Annotated in this window: 12 protein-coding genes; 2 read left to right on the top strand and 10 right to left on the bottom strand. The window is 58.3% G+C overall.

The window, feature by feature from the left end; translation table 11 throughout:
- Positions 1–8: 8 nt before the first annotated feature.
- The 5 genes from CFB02_RS14955 to CFB02_RS14935 all read right to left on the bottom strand — a co-directional run bounded on the left by CFB02_RS14955 (position 9) and on the right by CFB02_RS14935 (position 5980).
- Positions 9–884: a ParB/RepB/Spo0J family partition protein gene (locus tag CFB02_RS14955; protein ID WP_088559264.1), complete on the bottom strand. Its 876-nt coding sequence runs from the start codon at positions 882–884 to the stop codon at positions 9–11.
- A gap of 60 nt (positions 885–944) precedes the next feature.
- A complete protein-coding gene (locus CFB02_RS14950) occupies positions 945–1739 on the bottom strand; it encodes a ParA family protein (RefSeq protein WP_088558626.1) in 795 nt (264 codons plus the stop codon).
- Positions 1740–1789: 50 nt separating this feature from the next.
- On the bottom strand, positions 1790–2434 hold the full coding sequence (gene rsmG / locus CFB02_RS14945) for a 16S rRNA (guanine(527)-N(7))-methyltransferase RsmG (RefSeq protein WP_088558625.1): 645 nt from the start codon (positions 2432–2434) through the stop codon (positions 1790–1792).
- A 9-nt stretch (positions 2435–2443) separates the two neighbouring features.
- Positions 2444–4330, bottom strand: a complete 1887-nt coding sequence (mnmG, locus tag CFB02_RS14940) for a tRNA uridine-5-carboxymethylaminomethyl(34) synthesis enzyme MnmG (RefSeq protein WP_088558624.1) — start codon at positions 4328–4330, stop codon at positions 2444–2446.
- Positions 4331–4681: 351 nt separating this feature from the next.
- Positions 4682–5980, bottom strand: a complete 1299-nt coding sequence (locus CFB02_RS14935; protein ID WP_088558623.1) for an MFS transporter — start codon at positions 5978–5980, stop codon at positions 4682–4684.
- A gap of 228 nt (positions 5981–6208) precedes the next feature.
- On the opposite strand from CFB02_RS14935, the gene CFB02_RS14930 reads away from it, so the two are divergent.
- A complete protein-coding gene (locus CFB02_RS14930; RefSeq protein WP_088558622.1) occupies positions 6209–7474 on the top strand; it encodes an EAL domain-containing protein in 1266 nt (421 codons plus the stop codon).
- A 12-nt stretch (positions 7475–7486) separates the two neighbouring features.
- Here the strand turns inward: CFB02_RS14930 and CFB02_RS14925 are convergent, their stop codons facing one another.
- The 3 genes from CFB02_RS14925 to CFB02_RS14915 are packed head-to-tail and all read right to left on the bottom strand — an operon-like array spanning position 7487 to position 12330.
- Positions 7487–10633: an efflux RND transporter permease subunit gene (locus CFB02_RS14925; RefSeq protein ID WP_088558621.1), complete on the bottom strand. Its 3147-nt coding sequence runs from the start codon at positions 10631–10633 to the stop codon at positions 7487–7489.
- Between the two features lie 3 nt (positions 10634–10636).
- Positions 10637–11731, bottom strand: coding sequence for an efflux RND transporter periplasmic adaptor subunit (locus CFB02_RS14920; RefSeq protein ID WP_088558620.1), 1095 nt, complete (start codon positions 11729–11731; stop codon positions 10637–10639).
- Between the two features lie 38 nt (positions 11732–11769).
- Positions 11770–12330, bottom strand: a complete 561-nt coding sequence (locus CFB02_RS14915; protein WP_008172557.1) for a DUF3833 domain-containing protein — start codon at positions 12328–12330, stop codon at positions 11770–11772.
- 247 nt (positions 12331–12577) lie between these two features.
- Between CFB02_RS14915 and CFB02_RS14910 the strand changes: the two genes are divergently transcribed.
- Positions 12578–14398: an acyl-CoA dehydrogenase C-terminal domain-containing protein gene (locus CFB02_RS14910; protein WP_088558619.1), complete on the top strand. Its 1821-nt coding sequence runs from the start codon at positions 12578–12580 to the stop codon at positions 14396–14398.
- A 2-nt stretch (positions 14399–14400) separates the two neighbouring features.
- Here CFB02_RS14910 and mnmE read toward each other — a convergent pair whose 3' ends face one another.
- Together mnmE and yidC are read right to left on the bottom strand one after the other, a co-directional pair.
- Positions 14401–15771, bottom strand: coding sequence for a tRNA uridine-5-carboxymethylaminomethyl(34) synthesis GTPase MnmE (gene mnmE / locus CFB02_RS14905; protein ID WP_088558618.1), 1371 nt, complete (start codon positions 15769–15771; stop codon positions 14401–14403).
- A gap of 70 nt (positions 15772–15841) precedes the next feature.
- On the bottom strand, positions 15842–17557 hold the full coding sequence (gene yidC, locus CFB02_RS14900) for a membrane protein insertase YidC (protein ID WP_088558617.1): 1716 nt from the start codon (positions 17555–17557) through the stop codon (positions 15842–15844).

Raw genomic sequence — 17557 nt, 5'->3', positions numbered from 1 at the left:
ATCTGGCACTAGCGAATATGACCCAAAATCCCGTCAAGTTCGTCGAGGGAACTGTACTCGATCACCAGCTTGCCTTTGCCACGCTGGCCATGATCGATCGACACTCGTGCACCCAGTCGCTCCGCGAGATCATCCTGGAGCGCGCGAATGTTGGGGTCCACCACTCCCTTTTTCCGGGATTTGCTGTCCGGTGTTTCCTGCTGCACCCGCCGTACCAAAGCTTCAGTCTGGCGAACCGACAGGGATTTGGCCACCACCTGTTTGGCCACCTGCATCTGCAGTTCCGGCGCCAGGGTCAGCATTGCCCGGCCGTGGCCCATTTCCAGATCGCCATGCTCGAGCATAATACGAACGTCTTCGGACAAACCGATCAGTCGAAGCAGGTTGGTAATGGTCGTACGGGATTTGCCCACGGCTTCGGCCACCTGGGCCTGGGTCAGGCCGAACTCGTCCTGCAAGCGCTGAAGAGCGAAAGCTTCTTCAATGGGATTGAGGTTCTCACGCTGGATGTTCTCGATCAGCGCCATCGCGATGGCGGCTTCATCGGGGACATCCCGGATGATGGCAGGGATGCTGTCCAGGCCGGCCATCTGGGTGGCCCGCCAGCGGCGCTCACCGGCGATCAGCTCGTACCGGCCTTCAGCGATGGGACGAACCACCACCGGCTGCATCACGCCTTGTTGGCGAATGGAATCTGCCAGTTCCTGCAGGGCGGCGGGGTCCATGTCGCGCCGGGGCTGGTACCGGCCACGCTGGATCAGATCAATGGGAACTTCGCGGAGCTCACCGTCGTGGTCTTTGAGCTCCTGGTCAAGATTGACCTTGGAGCCCGCCAGCAGGGCGCCCAGTCCACGTTCACCCAAACCTCGTTTCTTCGCCGCCATGGTGTCAGTCATTCTTCCCGTTGAATATCGTTGTGCTTAAGTGAGTGACAGGGCGGTATGTTACACCGCAACCGGCGCGGATGTCTTTTTTGAACCGTGGCGGCGAACCATTTCGCCCGCCAGGGCCAGGTAGGCGATCGCACCCTTGGAGGCGCGGTCGTATTTCAGGGCCGGAATCCCATAGCTGGGGGCCTCGGCCAGACGGACATTGCGGGGAATCACTGCACGATACACCTTGTCGCCAAAGTACTCGCTCAGCTGGCCGGAAACGTCCAGGGTAAGGCTGTTGCGAGGGTCGTACATGGTACGCAGAATGCCTTCCACCTGCAGATTCGGATTGACCGTTTCCTGAATCTGCTCAACGGTGTTCATCAGCGCGGCCAATCCTTCCAATGCATAGTACTCGCATTGCATTGGAATCAGCACCGAGTCTGCCGCCGAGAGCGCATTCACTGTCAACAGGCTGAGCGATGGCGGGCAATCGATGAGGATGTAATCGTAATTATCACGAACGGTGTTCAACGCCAGTCTCAGGCGGTGTTCGCGACCAATCTCGTTCATCAGTTCGACTTCGGCCGCCGTCAGGTCACCGTTGGCCGGAAGGATATCGAAGCCGGAAGCCTCGGCGGGAATGATCACCTCGGCGGCGCTGGCGCGCTTGGTCAGCATGTCGTAGCCGGACAGTTCCAGGGCGTTTTTATCCACACCGCTGCCCATGGTGGCGTTGCCCTGGGGATCCATATCCACCAGCAGCACCCCACGCTTGGTGGCGGCCAGGGAGGCAGCAAGGTTGACGCAGGTGGTGGTTTTGCCCACACCGCCTTTCTGATTGGTCACTGCAATCACGCGCGCCATGTCCTGCCTCCTTGTTTATGGGTTACCGGTTCAGAAATTGGACTGCCAAACTACCGGGAATTCACGGTCCGGGCGATCACCAGCAGATGGCGGTCGCCATCGGCGCCCGGTACGGCCAGGGAATGGCTGGATGTTACCTGCCAGCCAGCCGGAAGGGCAGACACTTCATCATCCGGAAACTGACCTTTCATGGCAAGGAACTCACCCTCATTTGCCAACAGATCGCCGCACCAGCCCACCAGATTCTCGAGCGCGGTAAAGGCGCGGCTGCTGATCTGGCTGAAGGGTTCCGGAGGATTGCAATCTTCCGCGCGCCCGTGAACAACCTCGACATTTTCCAGGCCGAGCTCCAGCACACACTGGTTGAGAAAACGGGTCTTCTTGCCGTTGCTGTCGAGCAGGGTAAAGCGCTTTTCGGGCAGGGCGATCGCCAGGGGAATACCGGGCAGGCCGCCGCCGGCGCCCACATCCAGAAGATGATCCGTCGTTACCCACGGCAGAATGCTCAGGCTGTCGAGCAGTTGCCGGGACACCATCACACGCTCATCACGTACAGCCGTGAGGTTGTACGCCCGGTTCCACTTGTTGAGCAGGCCCAGAAAAGCCAGAAGCTTTTCCTGCCGATCCTCATCCAGGAACAGGCCCATTGTGGCCAGTCCATCCCGGAGCTGGCCGTGCCAGGGTGACTTGGTCATGGGCGCGGATCAGGCCGACTGTTTGCGCAGCAGGTCGCGCTTTTTCAGGTGCACCAGGATCTGGCTCACCGCCGCCGGGGTCACACCCTGGATACGTGAGGCCTGAGCCACGGTTTCCGGCCGCACGGTCTTGAGCTTCTGCTTGATCTCGTTGGACAGGCCGCCGATAACGTCATAATCCAGATCCACCGGCAGAGCGGTGTTCTCGTTTTTACGGAGCCGCTCGATCTCGTCCGTCTGACGGGAAATATAACCCTCGTACTTGATCTCGATTTCCACCTGATCCGCGACCACCGGATCGTCGGCCTGCTCTGCACCGATTTTGGCGATGTGGTTGTAGACAATCTCGGGGCGACGCAGCAGCTCAGCCAGGGACTGGTCCCGGGTCATCGGCTGCTTGAGAAAGCCGTTGGCCCGTTCACCGGCCTCAGTGTTCGGATGGATCCGGGTGGCTTCCAGGCGGCTGCGCTCGTTGGTGATCGCCTCACGCTTGTCATTGAACTTCTGCCAGCGCTCGTCGTTCACCAGACCGAGCTTGCGGCCGGTTTCGGTCAGGCGCAGGTCGGCGTTGTCCTCGCGCAGGATCAGACGGTACTCGGCGCGGCTGGTAAACATGCGGTAAGGCTCGGACGTACCCATGGTAATCAGGTCATCCACCAGCACACCCAGATAGGCCTCGTCCCGGCGCGGGTACCACTCGTCTTTGTCCTGGGACCGCAGGGCAGCGTTGATCCCTGCCAACAGACCCTGGGCCCCGGCTTCTTCATAGCCGGTGGTGCCGTTGATCTGGCCGGCAAAATACAGGCCCTGGATGAACTTGGTTTCCAGGGTATGGCGCAGGTCCTGCGGATTCAGGTAATCGTATTCGATGGCGTAACCCGGCCGGGTAATGTGGGCATTTTCAAAGCCGGGAATCGAACGCACCGCCGCCAACTGGATATCAAACGGCAGGCTGGTGGAAATACCGTTCGGGTAGAGCTCGTTGGTAGTCAGGCCTTCCGGTTCTACAAAGATCTGGTGTGAATCCTTGTCGGCAAAGCGGTTTACCTTGTCTTCGATAGACGGGCAGTAGCGGGGGCCCACACCTTCAATGCTGCCGGCAAACATCGGCGAACGGTCAAAACCGCTGCGGATAATATCGTGTGTCTGTTCGGTGGTCCGGGTCACGTAGCAGCAGACCTGTTCCGGGTGCTGGCTCCGGCTGCCGATAAAGGACATCACCGGGGTGGGATCATCCCCCCACTGCTCCTGCATTACCGAGAAATCCACAGACCGGGCGTCGATGCGAGGCGGCGTGCCGGTTTTAAGGCGACCAACGTTGAAAGGCAGTTCCCGCAAGCGCTGTGCCAGGGCATTGGCCGGTGCATCACCGGCCCGGCCGCCGGCATGGTGCTGCATTCCAATGTGAATAACGCCGCCCAGGAAAGTACCGGTGGTAAGCACCACGGTCCTGGCGTTGAAGCGAATACCGGTCTGGGTCACGACACCGGTCACCTGGTCGTTTTCCACAATCAGATCGTCCGCCGCCTGCTGGAACAGTGTCAGGTTCGGCTGGCTTTCCAGGGTATGGCGGATGGCGGCTTTGTAAAGCACACGGTCAGCCTGGGCACGGGTGGCGCGCACGGCCGGCCCCTTGCGGCTATTCAGGACCCGGAACTGGATGCCAGCCTTGTCCGTGGCCTCGGCCATGGCACCGCCAAGCGCATCGATTTCTTTTACCAGATGGCTTTTACCAATACCGCCGATGGCCGGGTTGCAGGACATCTGACCCAGGGTCTCAATGTTGTGGGTCAGCAGCAGGGTCTGGGAACCCATGCGCGCAGCCGCCAGCGCGGCCTCGGTACCGGCATGGCCACCACCAATGACAATGACATCGAAACGGGTCGGAAAATCCACAGCTCACCTCGGAAATCGGGCTTATAAAAGGGTATAAAAACAGGGCGGCGAGTATAACGCTTCACCCGGGAAATTGCAGTCAGGATGTGCAAATTTTAACCAGAGACGAACCACGTTGAAAGCGGCAGTGGCCTGGTCAGGGCTCAAAGGGGACTTTTCCGAGCGTTAAATGGATAGTGGAAAACCGAAACCTACGGCTTTTCATGGGTTTGGATCACTCTTCTCAGAAAAGTTTTCAAGAAAGTTATCCACATGCAAGACTACTTATTATTCACCCTAAAAAAACACCTAGGTTATTGTTTTATCTTATTATACAGAAAGTAATCCAGAGGCTTTCCGTAGGTTGTCCAACTAATTATCCACAGAACTGCCGGCTGTTTTTCGTCGAAGTCGCCATACCACCAGCAACACCAACCCGTTCAGGAGCGAGAGCAGCAGGAAAAACCCCGGAATGCTTACCTCCAACACACCGAGCACCACAATTCCGGCCAGGGCGCTCACCACCATGAACAACGCATTAATGACATTCAGCGCAGCAATGATACGGGCACGTTTGGTCCGTGGCGTTTCGTGCTGAATAAAGGCGTACAGAGGCACGATGAAAAGACCGCCACAAATCCCGATGCCGACCAGATCCATCAAAACTCTCAGATAGACAGGATCGGTCAACAGGGTCCACCAGGTGGAGGCCATGGGGTCATCCGGCACCGCAAAATACAGGTCTATCCCGAACAGGCTCAGCCCCAGGGCACCCCAGGGCACAGGTGACAGGGTGATCCGGTGTTTGGTGAGCCGCTCGCACATCATGGAGCCGATGGAAATGCCGATGGTGAACATGGCCAGCAGCAGGGTGACAACGGTTTCGTCGCCAAGCAGATTGGTGCGGGCAAAATTGGGAAACTGGGTCAGATAGGCAGCACCAAGAAACCAGAACCAGGATATGGTCAGTACCGCCAGCAACACCTGCCGGCGCTCGGCCGCCAGAGCCATCAGTCTCCAGGTTTCCACCACCGGCCGGAAACGCACCGTCACACCGGAACCGTCGGGTTCGGTCCCCGGCACCTGGCGCGCCGCCAGGTAGCCGAGTACCGCCATCACCACAACGGCAATCGCCGTCAAGCGGGCCGCGGTCTCAAGCCCCATCAGCAAACCCGCGGCAATAGTGCCCAACAGAATTGCTACAAAGGTGCCCATACCAACCAGGCCATTGCCGCCCACCAGCTCATCGTCCGCCAACACCTGGGGCAGGATCGCGTATTTCACCGGACCGAAGAACGTGGACTGGGTACCCATCAGGAACAGCAGAACCAGCAACAACTCGTACCAGCCGAACCACAGTCCGAGTGCAGCAACGGCCATGATGACAATTTCCGCCAGCTTCACATTCCGGATGATCCGGGATTTTTCGTAGCGATCCGCCATCTCGCCGGCAATCCCGGAAAACAGGAAAAACGGCAGTATGAAGAGGAAAGCGGCCAGGTTAACCACCACATTCACCGACATCCCCATCAAACCGCCGGCATTGAAGGTGATCAGCAGCAGCAGCGCGTTCTTGAACAGATTGTCGTTGAAGGCGCCAGAGAACTGGGTCAGATAAAACGGCAGGAACCGGCGTTGGCCAAGCAAACGGAACTGACTTTTCGATGGCATCAAGAAACCCTGTTTTGGTGCGTTGCCGCCATTGCGACCGAAAATCTGCCCGGATCCAGTGCGGTAGCGTAGAAAGCGGCAATCATGTTCATTTATTTGACGGGGTTAAGCATAGTTAAACGCTTGATTTTTGGCCGTCTGGTACGCAATTCGCTTGGTCTCCTTGTTCAGACACTTTTTCATCGGGCCAGGATGGCTAGATTATTAGCGAAACAAAGGTTCCTGACCATGAGCAGCGTAGTCCGACTTCCAAGGCGCATCTATCGCGGAGCCGAAATATCCACGACTCCCAAGATCATCGACGACTATGACTTCAGTTCTGTTTACCAGCCGATCCTGAGCCCGACCCATCGAAAACTGGTTGGCTATGAGGCATTGGTCCGGGTCAGAAAGAATAATGAGAACATCTCTCCGTTTACGCTTTTCGAACAGGCCGAAAAAAACAACCAGACGCCGGAGCTGGATCGGCACCTGCTGCAGCTTCACCTGGACAACTTTGCGGCCAGCTCCCAGGCCGTCTGGCTGTTCCTGAATATCAATCCCGGTACCTGCATCCATCCGGAAGCTTCCCTGGAGAAGCTTGCTCTGCAATGCCAGCGTAGCGGAATAGATCCCGAGAAAGTGGTTCTGGAACTGGTAGAAACCGCATCCGACAACCCGGCCGCACTTCTGGAATTCATCCTCAAGGCCAAGGCACACGGCTTTCAGATCGCTATCGACGATTTCGGTATGGGCGATTCCAATTTTGAGCGCCTATGGCGCATCAATCCGCTCATTGTGAAACTCGACCGGAGCCTATTGGTAAACGCCGAGAACAACAGTCGCGCCCGGATGCTGCTGGAAAGTCTGGTAAAGATGATTCGCGAAAGCGGCAGTCTAGTGCTTCTGGAAGGGATCGAGAACCACACCCAGGCTCACATTGCCCTGCAAACCGAGGCCGATCTTCTGCAGGGCTTCCTGTTCGCAAGGCCGTCCAACCTGAAACAACACAAGCCGGAACTGACCGAACAGGCGTTAAAACGCATCATTGCCGATTCCAGCGAGTCGTCAGCCCAGGACATACGCGATCAGGAGAGTTATTTCCGCCTTCTGCGTTTCGAAATTCTCGAAGCCTGCCATTCCCTGAGCCGGGAGCTGCCGTTCAGCACCGCCTGCAACAAGCTGTTGGAAGTGGATGGCGTAAAACGCTGCTTCCTGCTCAATCCACAGGGCATCCAGCAAGGCAACCTTGCCCGCGCCAATCCGGACATTCATCGCGGAAAGTTCAATCCGCTGTATCATTCCGCCGGCGCTCAATGGACCCACCGGGAGTACTTCCGGAATGCCCTGGAACGGCCCCAGCACATCAGCAGCTGTCGGCCCTATGTCGGTCTGCCGGACGCAAAACGTACCGTCACCCTGTCAACAATGCTGCCGGGGCAACAGGTTTTCTGTGTCGACATACACCCGGATGAGATGTTTGGCGGCCAGCTGGAGTTCCCGGCCACCCTGTAATCATCCGGTCAGTCAGAAATCGTCGGCGCGTTTCTGCGGCGCGGCTGCCAATCCCGTGCCACCCGCCTGTCCGGACGCTTGACGTTCCAGTTCTTTTTCCACCGCATTGGAAGACTTGGCAAACCGGGCCAACAGGTTGTAGAGCACCGGAATGATGAACAGGGTCAGCGTGGTGGCGAAGATCAGCCCGCCCAGAATGACCATACCAATCGCCGCCCGACTCTCGGCACCCGCACCGGTGGCAATGACCAGTGGCACGGCACCGAAAATCGTCGATATGGTGGTCATTAATACCGGACGGAAACGCAGACAGGCGCCTTCGAGAATCGCCTCCCGCACCTCGTAACCCTTGTCCCGGAGCTGGTTGGCGAACTCCACGATCAGTATCCCGTTCTTGGCCATCAACCCCAGCAACATGATGATGCCAATCTGGCTGTAGATGTTCAGACTGATACCCGTCCACCAGAGCGCCAGCAGAGCCCCGGTTACCGCCAGTGGCACCGACAGCATGATAATCAACGGATGTATCCAGCTTTCAAACTGGGCTGCCAACACCAGGAACACGATGACGAAAGCCAGCGCAAAGGTAACGTAGATTGCCGCCGAGGATTCCTGGAATTCCCGGCTCAGGCCCTTGTAACTGACGCGGGCTTCCGGCGGCAGGTTATCCACAGCCAGGTTGTTCAGGTAGGTCAATGCCGAACCCAGGTCGTAACCATCCGCCAGAGACGCACTGATCACCACAGCGGGCAGGCGGTCGATGCGGCGGAGGTCCGGGTTGGCCCCGATTTCCTGCACGGAAACCAGTGCCTGCAATGGAATCAGGTTACCGCCCTCCCGGGGCCGCAGGAAAATCTGGCCCAGGTCTTCGGGCGTTGCCCGGTTGGCGTCTTCCGCCTGAATGATCACATCGTATTCCCGGCCTCGATCGATGTAAGTGGTTACCTGCCGGGAAGCCAGCATGGTCTGCAAGGTGAGGCCCACGTCTTCTACCGTGATATCCAGATCCGCGGCTCGCTCCCGGTCGATGTTTACCCGCAGTTCCGGCCGGGTCAGCTCGAAATCGGTATCCAGGTCCTGAAGATTGGGGTTTTCCTTGGCCCGCTCCACGATCTCCTGGCTCCAGGCCTGCACCGATTCGTAGTCCGGGCCGGCCACCACAAACTCCACGGCCTGGCTGAACCCCCGCTGACCCAGACCCGGCGGGTTCACGGCCACGGTTCGAATGCCGGACACATCGGCCAACTTTTTGCGGATTTCGCTGGTCACTTCCTGCTGCTTGATCTCCCGATCTTCCCAGGGCACCAGGCCCATGATCATGAACGCATTATCCTCTTCATCACGGAACCCGACGATGGCGAGCAGGCGGTTGGCTATGCCTTCATCCAGATACGGCAGCAATGACTCTTCCACCTGGCGGACGTAGTGGTCGGTGTATTCCACCGTTGAGCCACGGGGCGCGCTGGTGGGCATGATGATCACGGCACGGTCTTCGGTAGGCGCCAGCTCCTGAGGTAATTTCGGATACACCACGGCGGCAATGACCAGCCCGACAAGTCCAAGGCCCAGTAACAATCCCGGCTGCCTCAGGGAAAACTCCAACAGCCTGCGGTAACCATTGGTCAGGCCATTCAGGACCTTCTCACTGGCGGCCCAGAAGCGGTGCCCTTCTGCCGATTCGGGGCTGTGCCTGAGCCACTTGGAACACAGCATCGGCGCCAGGGTCAGGGCCACGAGGCTCGAAAACACCACTGCCGCTGCCAGGGTAAAGCCGAATTCGGCAAACAACCGGCCAATGTTGCCGCCCATGAAGGAGATAGGAACGAACACCGCCACAAGGGTCAGAGTGGTCGCAATCACGGCGAAGGCAACCTGCTTCGCGCCCCGGTAGGCGGCAAGCAACGGGGGCTCACCCTCGTCAATCCGGCGCTGGATGTTTTCCAGCATCACGATCGCATCGTCCACCACCAGGCCGATGGCAAGAATCACCGCCAGCAGGGTCAGTACGTTGATGGAAAAACCCAGGAAGCCCAGACCGATAAAGGCACCAATCACCGCAACCGGAATGGTCACCGCGGGAATGAGGGTCGCCCGCCAGGAGCGCAGGAACAGGAAGATAACCAGGATAACCAGAGACACCGCAATGGCGAGCGTGGTGACGACTTCCTTGATGGAAGCCCGGATGAAAATGGATTCGTCGTAGCTTTCCGCGATGGTGACTTCCGGTGGCAGTGTCTCCCGGATCTTCTCCAGCTCGGCGCGAACGGCATCGGAAACCGCCACGGTGTTGGCCTTGGACTGGCGGATAATCCCCATGCCGATGGCGGTCTGGCCATTCGCGCGCAGCCGGCTTACATCCGACTCCACACCCATCTGGACATTGGCCACTTCGCCCAGGCGCAACAGATCATTACCATCCCGGCGAACCACCAGCTCCCGGAACTGTTCGACGTTCGATAGGCGGCCCTCGGCCCTTACGGTGAAATTCCGGGTGGACGAATCCACCGATCCTGCCGGCAGCTCCACGTTGTTGGCACGCAGGGCCCGTTCGACTTCTGCCACGGTGATATCCCGGGCCGCAAGACGTTCGCGGTCCAGCCAGACCCGGATGGCATAGCGCCGTTCGCCACCGATACGCACGTCAGCAACACCATCAAGTACCGACAACCTGTCCGCCAGGACCCGGTCGGCAAAGTCACTCAATTCGGCACTGTCCCAGACATCACTGCGCAGGGTCACCCACATCATCGGGCGTGCATCGGAATCCGCCTTACGCACCACCGGTGGATCAGCTTCGTCTGGCAACTGGTTGGCCACCCGGGACACCGCATCACGGACATCATTGGCGGCAATATCGACATCCCGGGCCGTGGTAAATTCGATACTGGTTCGGGATTCGCCCTGCTCGGTGGATGATTCGATGGACCGAATACCCTCAATGCCACTGATGGCACCCTCGATCACCTGGGTAATCTGGGTATCCACCACCTCGGCCGCGGCGCCGGTGTAGTCGGTGGAGATGGAAACAACGGGTGGGTCAATATCCGGATACTCACGCACCGGCAGGCCCATCAGGGCTGCCAGACCGAATACAACGATCAGAAGACTGAGGACCGTAGCGAACACCGGCCGCTTGATGGAGACGTCGGAGAGGACCACCGGTTAGGACTCCCTGGCCGTAATAAAACGGTTCTCGGGAATGGCTTTGTCGTCTTCCAATACCCGAACCCGGTCCCCACTGCTGAGCCGATCCTGGCCGGTCACAATCACCGGGTCTTCCTGGCTCAAACCGTTCGAAACTTCCACAAAACCGGGCATGCGTGAGCCCAGGCTCACCGAAACCCGCCGGGCCACACCGTCTTCAGCCACAAACACATATTGTTCATCACCCCGGATCATCACCGCCTGCTCAGGGATGACCAGCGCCTGCCGTTGCCGGAGTGTTAGCGTCGCAGACATGAACTGCCCCGGCCGGAGCAGACCATCCGGGTTATCGATCAGTGCCCGGACAGGCAGCGAACGACTCAACTCACTGACCCTGGAACCCAACTCCACCAGCTGACCGGAAAAGGTCTGGTCCGGATAGGCCGGCGATGCGCCCCTTACCTCTTGCCCGAGACTCACCTGCCCCAGGAAACGCTCCGGGATCGAAAAGCCCAGTTCCATACGGTCGGTGGTATCCAGGGTAGTCACCGAGGTTCCGGCAGTAATATAGGCGCCGACGCTGATGTCACTCAACCCGACCACACCGGCAAACGGCGCCTCGATCCGGTGGTTTTCCAGACGAACTTGAGCTGACTGGCGCTGTGCCTCGGCGACATCGACTGACGTTCTCAGTTGATCCACCTGGGACTGGGAAATACTGTTGTTCGAACGCAACCGCTGTGCCCTTTCAAGCTGTCGGCGGGCATCCGCCAGTTGCGCCTCGATAACCTGCAGATCTGCCCGGGCCTGGCGATCATCAAGCCGCAACAGGACGTCGCCCTGCCCCACCCGGCGGCCGGTTTCCAGATTCAATTCCACCACCCGGCCACTGACTTCCGTGGTCAATTCAACCGCGTTCAGGGCTTTGAGGCTGCCAACGGCGTTGACCACATCCCGTACTGCCTCCATCTGCGGAAGCATGGTGTTAACCGCGCTGGCGGGACGTTCGCGGCCGCCCTGGGCGGCGGTCCCATCATCGAAGTTCTGATACACAAAAGCGCCGCCGATAGCGACAGCCACCAGTACCAATGCAATCAACCACTGTTTCCACATAGGATTTCCAGGTATTTCGGGGTCAGGTTAGTCGTCTGTTACTTTTTCTGGATGACCAGAACCACCTCGCCCACGTCGATTCCCCACTTGCTCATGGTGGTCTGGTTGATCAACGTGTCGGGCGTAATCAGGTACATCCAGTCATCCATTCGTACGTCCAGGGTACCGTCGCCATAGGCCACCTGGAGCACATAATTCATGTGAATTGCATTGCCACTCCAACGCATGGTTCCAGGTTCAACCACGTCACCGGCGTCAGCATGGTATCCGTCTTCTGCGGGAGTCAGGGTCCAGACGCGGGTCTGCACTTCGCCATCATCGAAGCGGAACACCTCATCCAGGGTGCCCACGCCCTCGTCATCCCATGACGCGCTGATATCCGCATCAAAGGTGCGAATCACCTCACCGGAAAAATTCTTGACCACCCCCCGGGCGGAAAGTTCTCCGGTAAAGAACTCTTCAGGAACCAACTCTGGCGTGCGGTCGGCGTAGTCCTCGAGCGAGGGACTGGCACAGCCACTGAGCAGCAGTGCCGAAAACAATACCCAGAGTATAGGTGTCGACAGGCGTTTCGATATCTCAGTAAACAGGCTTTGCATGACTTTTACACTCTCTGAACAGGAATATGTGGGGGTCCTCGGCGCAAGGAAATACGCCGCAACCGTCTTTAACGATCATTACCCGAAATCCACGGCTTCTGCTACGTCATCTCAGCCAATTGTCCATTCTGACAGTCTGCCCGGTGCTTTTCGTCAATGGCACTGCCCGGGTATTGGCGTAAAACACAAGGCAAGGAACGGTGGTTGCCCACCCAATATTGTTGAGAAAGCCACAGAGGAATCCGCTATGCCGGTTTACAAAGCGCCCCTGCGCGACATGAAATTCCTGCTGAACGAGGTGTTCGATTACCCGGGTCATTACGCCACCCTGACCAGCGGTAAAAACGCCACGCCCGATATCGTGGACGCGATACTCGGCGAATGCGGAAAGTTTTGTGAAGAGGTGCTGAGCCCACTTTACCTCTCTGGCGACGAAGAAGGCTGCAAACTGGACAACGGTGAAGTCACCACACCCGCCGGTTACCGGGACGCCTACCAGCAATACGCCATGGGGGGCTGGCAGGGACTCTCAGCGCCCGAGGAATACGGCGGCCAGGGCCTGCCCGCGTCCATGGGACTGCTGAAACAGGAAATGATGGGTACCGCCAACTGGCCCTTTTCCATGTATCCGGGTCTGTCCCTGGGGGCCATGAACACGATTTTCCTTCACGGCACGGAAGACCAGAAACAGACCTACCTTGCGCCACTGACCGAGGGCCGCTGGGCGGGCACCATGTGCCTGACCGAACCCCAGTGTGGCACCGATCTGGGCCAGGTAAAGACCAAAGCCGAACCCCAGGCCGACGGCAGCTACCGGCTTACCGGAACCAAGATCTTCATCTCCTCTGGCGACCACGACCTGACCGAGAACATTGTCCACATTGTACTGGCCCGTCTGCCCGACGCCCCCAAGGGCACCCGGGGTATCAGCCTTTTTATCGTACCCAAGTTCCTGCCCGACCGTAACGGCGATGTCGGTGAGCGCAACGGTGTCGTCTGCGGCAGCCTGGAAAAGAAAATGGGCATCAAGGCCTCGGCCACCTGCGTGCTGAATTTCGATGGCGCCACCGGTTTTCTCATTGGCCCCGAGAATGAAGGCCTCAATTGCATGTTCACTTTCATGAACACCGCCCGCATCGGCACTGCCATTCAGGGCGTCGGGCCGGCGGAGCTGTCCTATCAGTGGGCGTTGGCCTATGCAAAAGATCGGCGCTCCATGCGGGCGCTCTCAGGCAAGAAAGAGCCGGACCAGGTCGCCGACAGCCTGATCCATCATGCTGATGTGCGCCGGATGTTACTGACCCAGAAGGCCATCGCCGAAGGCGGTCGGGCCATGCTGTATTACGCGGCCCGGCTGGCCGATCACATGGTCGAGGGATTCACCGAAGGTGACGATAAAAAGGCGGAAAAGTACGATGACAAACTTGGCTTCCTGACGCCAATTCTGAAGGGCTTTCTCACTGAACTCGGCTGCGAAGCGGCCAACCTGGGGGTCCAGGTTTTTGGCGGCCACGGTTACATCCGCGAACACGGCATGGAGCAGATTGTCCGGGATACCCGCATCGCCACCCTGTACGAGGGCACCACCGGAATCCAGGCGCTGGACCTTCTGGGACGAAAGGTATTGCTGATGACCCAGGGAGGCGCGGTGCGCGAATTCACCCTGAACATTGCCAATTTTGCCCGAAAGCATCTCACCGATAAACGGCTACGGCCCCGGGCTCTGGAACTGCTCAAGCTGACCGGGCAATGGAACCTGCTGACCGTCCGTATCATGCTCGCGGCGCGCAAGGATCGCGATGTGGTGAGTTCCGCATCCTACGATTTCCTGATGTATAGCGGCTACGTCACCATGGCCTATATCTGGCTGCGTCAGGCTGCGGTGGCTGTGGATAAACTCGATAACGGTGGCGAGGAATCCACCGGCTTTTACCAGGCCAAGCTCGCCACCACCGAATTCTATTTTGAACGTTTGCTGCCCCGGGCCCAGAGCCACGCCACCAGCATGCTCAGCCCCAGCAAGAACCTGATGCAGCTCGATGCGGAGGATCTGGCTTTTACAGGGTAGCCCTACTTTCCGATGCAGAAGCTGCTGAAGATCTTGCCCAGCAACTCATCAGGCGTCAGGTGCCCGGTGATCTCGCCCAGGCTATCCTGGGCGGCACGCAGGTCTTCAGCCAGAAGCTCACCGGCACCGAAACCCTCCAGCTGGCTCTGGCCCTGGATCAGCAGGTCCTGGGCGCGCTCCAGGGCATCAAGGTGGCGGCGCCGGGCGAGGAAACCACCTTCTGTGGTGCTGGCAAACCCCATGCATTGTTTGAGATGGTCCCGGAGTATCTCCAGACCCTCGGCAGACTTTGCCGCCAACCGGATCACCGGAGCACTCTGGTGGCCTTCGGCACTGATACCGACCGGTTCACCAGAGAGGTCCACCTTGTTCCGTATCACCGTCACCGGGGCGTTGGCCGGTAGCTGGTCGATAAAATCCGGCCAGATTTCATGGGGACTGGTTTTATCGGTGGTAGTCGCATCCACCATCAGAAGAATCCGATCGGCCTGACGGATTTCCTCCCAGGCCCGGGCAATACCGATCTGTTCCACTTCGTCCGGACTGTCCCGGAGGCCGGCGGTATCGATAATGTGCAGGGGCATCCCATCGATATGGATATGCTCCCGCAGGACATCACGGGTTGTGCCCTCAATCGCCGTAACAATGGCCGCTTCGCGACCAGCCAGGGCATTGAGGAGACTCGACTTGCCGGCATTAGGCCTTCCGCCGATCACCACTTTCATGCCGTCACGAAGAATCGTTCCCTGCTGGGCTTCGGCCAGGATTTTCCCGAGCCGCTCCAGGAGGTTTTGAAGGTCACTGGCTACCTTGCCGTCAGCCAGGAAGTCGATCTCCTCCTCGGGAAAATCGATCGCCGCCTCCACGTAGATCCGTAGATGAGTGACCGCCTCCACCAGATCCTCGATTTGCCGAGAGAACACACCCTGCATCGAACGAACCGCACAGCGGGCCGCCTGTTCCGAACTGCTTTCAATCAGGTCGGCAATCGCTTCGGCCTGGGCCAGGTCCAGTTTGTCATTCAGAAACGCCCGCTCGGAGAACTCTCCGGGCCGGGCGAGTCTTGCCCCCTGGCTGCACACCTCACGGAGCAGAAGATCGAGAATCACCGTACCACCGTGCCCCTGAAGCTCGAACACGTCTTCGCCGGTGAACGAGTGAGGGTTGGGGAAAAACAGGCCGATGCCTTCGTCTATTAACTCGCCATGGCTGTCATGGAAGGGGCCGTAATGGGCGTATCGCGGTTTCGGCTCAAACCCCAGCATCTTTTTTGCAATGGCGCGGGCCCTGGGCCCTGAGATACGAACAATGCCAACTCCGGCCTGTCCCGGTGCGGTGGCGATGGCTGCGATGGTGTCAGAACTCTGGCTCATGCTTTTTCCACAGGCTGAAAACAACAAAGGCTCCATACAGGAGCCTTTGCCGGGTCGGTTCGGGCACCGGTCAGTGCTTCTTGCCGGCCATTTCTGCTTCGATCTTGCGGGTAATGTACCACTGCTGGGCAATGGACAGAATATTGTTCACCAGCCAGTACAGAACCAGACCTGCCGGGAACCACAGGAAGAAGACCGTAAAGATCAACGGCATCATCTTCATGATCTTGGCCTGCATCGGATCCGGCGGCGTCGGGTTCAGACTCATCTGCAGGAACATGCTGGCACCCATCAGAATCGGCAGGATGAAGTACGGGTCCATGACCGACAGATCCTGAATCCACAGCATGAACGGCGCGTGGCGAAGCTGAACACTCTCAAACAGGACCCAGTACAGGGAGATGAACACCGGCATCTGCACCAGTATGGGCAGACAGCCACCCAGCGGATTGATCTTCTCCCGCTTGTACAACGCCATCATTTCCTGGGACATGCGCTGCCGGTCGTCTCCATACAGTTCTTTCAGCCGGGTCAGCTGAGGCGCAACGGCCCGCATCTTGGCCATGGACTTGTAGCTGGTGGCGGACAGATGGAAAAACACCGCCTTGACCAGAACCGTCAGCAGGATGATGGACACGCCCCAGTTGCCAACCAGGCTATGGAACCAGTCCAGAATGATGAACAGCGGCAGCGAAATGAAGAACAGCCAGCCGAAATCAACGGTACGGTCGAGGTTCGGAGCCATGCCTTCAAGACGTTCAATGATCTTCGGCCCAACGTAGGCCCGGGCACCGATCTCTGCGGTTTCGCCCGGCGCCACACTGGTAGCCGGATAAACAAAGCCCATTACATAGTTCGGGCCACGGCGTGTGGTCTGGTACTGGGCGGGAATATCGCGCTCCGGTACCCATGCCGACAGGAAGTAGTGCTGCAGGAAGGCCAGCCAGCCGTTGGTCACAGACTGATTGATCTGGTTTTCCTGGAGATCTCCGAAATCAAACTTCTCGTAGGGGTCTTCCGGGGAGCTGATGACCAGGCCCAGGAAGGCCTGGATACCCATGCTGGTCTGGGAGGTGGGGTCCGGGGACTGATCCCGGACGATCTTGCCGGTGAAATTGGCTTGCCATTCCTCGCTAGACTGGTTTTCAACCAGATATTTGACGCCAATTTCATAGCTGTTGCGTTCAAATTCATAACGCTTGGTGATTTGGACGCCATTATCAGAGGTGTAAGTCAAATCTACCTGAAGCTGGTTGTCGCCTTCCGCCAGTTCGTAGCTTGCAGCGTCAGCACTATAGACCGGAGCTGAACCGTTTTTGCGACTATCCGGGCCGTCACGACCAATCAGCCCACTTTCCAGAACGTACAGGCGATTCTGCGTGTTGTTCAGGAGCGTCAACGGCTTTTCGCTGTTCAGGGTATCGTCGTAATCAAGCAACTGGGCTTTCACCAGATTACCGCTGACCCGATCGATTTGCAGGTCGTAAACGTCAGTGCGGACGGTAATGAACTGCTCACTGACGGTGGTGGTGTTGTCTGTTGAGCTTACGACAGCCTGACCTGTTTCCGGTGTAGTGAACTCGCCGTCACCGGCCACCTGTGCAGTAGGTTCCTCCGGAAGCACCATATCGTCTGAATTGCCCATGCTGCCTGTGTTCTGCGAAGGCTGCGATTCAGCGACTTGAGCGGTCTGCGGCTGCTGATGGTAATCCTCATTCCAGGCAAGCACCATCAGATAACTGACAATAGCCAGGCCGGCAAATAATACGATGCGTTGAATATCCAT

The organism is Marinobacter sp. es.042 (assembly GCF_900188315.1).
Taxonomy (GTDB): domain Bacteria; phylum Pseudomonadota; class Gammaproteobacteria; order Pseudomonadales; family Oleiphilaceae; genus Marinobacter.
This window is presented reverse-complemented; position numbering and strand designations above follow the sequence as displayed.

Excerpts from the sequence above, each read along its gene's own strand:
- CFB02_RS14955 (WP_088559264.1), bottom strand. The coding sequence starts at position 884 with ATGGCGGCGAAGAAACGAGGTTTGGGTGAACGTGGACTGGGCGCCCTG.
- CFB02_RS14950 (WP_088558626.1), bottom strand. The coding sequence starts at position 1,739 with ATGGCGCGCGTGATTGCAGTGACCAATCAGAAAGGCGGTGTGGGCAAA.
- rsmG (WP_088558625.1), bottom strand. The coding sequence starts at position 2,434 with ATGACCAAGTCACCCTGGCACGGCCAGCTCCGGGATGGACTGGCCACA.
- CFB02_RS14935 (WP_088558623.1), bottom strand. The coding sequence starts at position 5,980 with ATGCCATCGAAAAGTCAGTTCCGTTTGCTTGGCCAACGCCGGTTCCTG.
- CFB02_RS14930 (WP_088558622.1), top strand. The coding sequence starts at position 6,209 with ATGAGCAGCGTAGTCCGACTTCCAAGGCGCATCTATCGCGGAGCCGAA.
- CFB02_RS14920 (WP_088558620.1), bottom strand. The coding sequence starts at position 11,731 with ATGTGGAAACAGTGGTTGATTGCATTGGTACTGGTGGCTGTCGCTATC.
- CFB02_RS14915 (WP_008172557.1), bottom strand. The coding sequence starts at position 12,330 with ATGCAAAGCCTGTTTACTGAGATATCGAAACGCCTGTCGACACCTATA.
- CFB02_RS14910 (WP_088558619.1), top strand. The coding sequence starts at position 12,578 with ATGCCGGTTTACAAAGCGCCCCTGCGCGACATGAAATTCCTGCTGAAC.
- mnmE (WP_088558618.1), bottom strand. The coding sequence starts at position 15,771 with ATGAGCCAGAGTTCTGACACCATCGCAGCCATCGCCACCGCACCGGGA.
- yidC (WP_088558617.1), bottom strand. The coding sequence starts at position 17,557 with ATGGATATTCAACGCATCGTATTATTTGCCGGCCTGGCTATTGTCAGT.